This is a genomic window from Mesorhizobium sp. M1A.F.Ca.IN.020.06.1.1 (genome assembly GCF_004023265.1).
Lineage (GTDB): Bacteria > Pseudomonadota > Alphaproteobacteria > Rhizobiales > Rhizobiaceae > Mesorhizobium.
Genome location: NZ_RZSR01000969.1, coordinates 1 through 2,198, shown reverse-complemented (window position 1 = coordinate 2,198; position 2,198 = coordinate 1). Strand labels below are relative to the sequence as shown.

Here is a 2,198-nt window from a genome sequence, read left to right as displayed (position 1 = left end):
AGAAACGGCTGCGGCGGGCCGCCTTTCCGATCACGATAACGCTGATTTCTACCAAAGGGATGACGACATGGATTTCGACCTCATCGTGCGCGGCGGCACGCTGCCGGACGGCAGGATCGCCGATATCGGCATCGCTGGCGAAACCATCGCCGCGATCGAGCCTCAGTTGCAAGGCGCAGCTCGGAGCGAGGTCGATGCGCGCGGCAATCTCGTCTCGCCGCCCTTCGTCGATCCGCATTTCCATATGGACGCCACGCTCTCCTATGGCATTCCGCGCATCAACGCTTCGGGCACCCTGCTCGAAGGCATTGCGCTCTGGGGCGAGTTGAAGCCGCTCCTGACGCATGAGGCGGTGCGCGACCGCGCGCTCGCCTATTGCGACTGGGCGGTGTCGATGGGCCTGCTTGCCATCCGCACCCATGTCGATGTCTGCGACGACCGGCTGCTTGCCGTGGAAGCTCTGCTGGACGTGAAGAAAACGGTCGCGCCCTATCTCGACCTGCAGCTTGTCGCCTTTCCGCAGGACGGGTTTTATCGCTCGCCGACGGCCCGCGAAAACACAATCCGGGCGCTGGATATGGGCGTCGACATCGTCGGCGGCATCCCGCATTTCGAGCGCAACATGGCCGATGGCACGCGCTCGGTGACGGAACTCTGCGAGATCGCGGCGAAGCGCGGCCTGATGGTCGACATGCATTGCGACGAGACCGACGACCCGCTTTCGCGCCACATCGAGCAGCTTGCCTATGAAACGCAGCGCCTCGGCTTGCAGGGCAGGGTGGCGGGCTCGCACCTCACCTCGATGCATTCCATGGACAATTACTACGTCTCGAAGCTGTTGCCGCTGATCGCCGAGGCCGGCGTCTCGGCGATCCCCAATCCGCTGATCAACATCATGCTGCAGGGGCGCCACGATACTTTCCCCAAGCGGCGTGGCCTCACCCGGGTGAAGGAGATGCTGGCGCTCGGCATCCGCGTCGGCTGGGGCCAGGACTGCGTGCTCGACCCGTGGTATTCGCTGGGCACGGCGGACATGCTCGACGTGGCCTTCATGGGCCTGCATGTCGCGCAGATGTCGAGCCCGGCCGACATGGCGCGCTGCTTCGACATGGTCACCAACGTCAACGCCGCCATCATGGGGCTTGATCATCTCGGTCTGACCGTCGGCAAGCGGGCGAGCCTTGTCGTGCTCGACGCCGGCTATCCGATCGAGGCCGTCCGCCTGCGCCCTGAGCGCCTCTGTGTCATCGCCAGGGGCAAGGTGGTGGCCGAACGGACCAGGCAGGAGACGCGGCTGTCGATCGCCGGTCGGCCGGAGAACGTCAACCGCAGGCACAAATCCGCGTAGCGCCAGCCGATTTCCGCCGCTGGTCTTACGGATCGTCCGAATTTCCCTCCTCAAAGCGACAGATTGCGAGTAGGGAGCCGGGCATGGCCCAGTTCCTCGCCCGCAATCTCACGATCAAGAATGTCCTGCTCGCCGGCATTCTCTTGATGCTGGCCGGCGACTTCATGTTCGCGCTCAACGACGCGATGGGCAAATGGCTGGTCGCTTCCTTCTCGGTCGGTCAGGTGGTGTTGGTTCGCTCCATCGGCGCCTTCTTGGTGCTTGGGCCGATGATCGCCAACCAGGGCGCAGGCAAGCTTTTTCAGGTGGAAAGGCCGGTGCTGCAGGTCCTGCGCGTCGCGGCGACCACGCTCGATACCGGGCTGTTCTATGCCGCGGTCGTCTATCTGCCGCTCGCCGACGTGATGAGCTTCTACATGGCCGGACCGATCTATGTCGCCGCGCTCTCGCATCTCCTGCTCGGCGAGAAGGTCGGCTGGCGGCGCTGGCTGGCGATCCTGGTCGGCTTCTGCGGTGTGCTGATCATCCTGAAGCCATCGTCGGCCGCGTTTTCGTTGTCATCGGCCTATGCGCTGATCGGCAGCATTGCCTTCGGCTTCGCCATCATTCTCGGCCGGCGTTTGCGCGGAACGAGTGACACGACGCTGGTCACCTGGCAGACCATCGGCACGTTGATTGTCGGCGGCGCGCTGGCGATCGGCGCCTGGCGCACGCCGTCGGCGCTCGATTTCGGCGCCATGCTTTTGCTCGGCATCGTTTCCTGCGCCGCCCATCTGATGATCACCCGGGCGCTGAAACTGGCGCCGGCGTCAACGCTTGCGCCGCTGCATTACAGCCTGCTGCTGTGGGC

Annotated in this window: 2 protein-coding genes; both read left to right on the top strand. The window is 64.5% G+C overall.

The features are described from left to right. The first annotated feature begins 67 nt into the window (after positions 1 to 67). Entirely contained in the window at positions 68 to 1,348 is a 1,281-nt protein-coding gene (locus tag EOA60_RS29680; protein WP_095824292.1) for an amidohydrolase family protein, read from the top strand. An 83-nt stretch (positions 1,349 to 1,431) separates the two neighbouring features. Then, positions 1,432 to 2,198: DMT family transporter (locus tag EOA60_RS29675; RefSeq protein WP_164899647.1), on the top strand; the 767-nt coding region annotated here is incomplete at its 3' end.

Coding starts and splice junctions, on each gene's coding strand:
- EOA60_RS29680 (WP_095824292.1), top strand. CDS start 68: ATGGATTTCGACCTCATCGTGCGCGGCGGCACGCTGCCGGACGGCAGG.